This is a genomic window from Burkholderia sp. B10, from assembly GCF_004368385.1.
GTDB classification, from domain to species: Bacteria; Pseudomonadota; Gammaproteobacteria; order Burkholderiales; family Burkholderiaceae; genus Burkholderia; species Burkholderia vietnamiensis.
In genome coordinates, this window is the sequence record NZ_PQMX01000193.1 from 1 (window position 1) to 254 (window position 254).

1 protein-coding gene is annotated in these 254 nt (G+C 60.6%); it reads left to right on the plus strand.

From position 1 onward, the window contains the following. Positions 1–44 precede the first annotated feature (44 nt). Positions 45–254, plus strand: a 210-nt coding sequence (locus tag C3Y15_RS32070; RefSeq protein ID WP_208328116.1) for a hypothetical protein, incomplete at its 3' end; no start/stop codon positions are given.

The following is a 254-nucleotide window of genomic DNA, read 5'->3' on the forward strand; positions in this document are numbered from 1 at the left end:
ACGCCCAGGAGATCGCACGCCACGAACGCAGCTTCGAGCGGCACATGACCTTCTACGACTGGCGCCATTACATCACGCTGGTTGAGCGCAAACCCGGCGCGTTGCGCAACGGCGCTCCGTTCGTCACTGCGTATTTCGGCGAACGTGACCGCCGATTTCGGGAACGTGACCGATTCGGCTGGCTTGGGCGTTGCGCAGTGTCGATTGTAGATTTCCTTGTCAGTTCTGGTCGAGTTCGGGCTCCAGGACGTTGG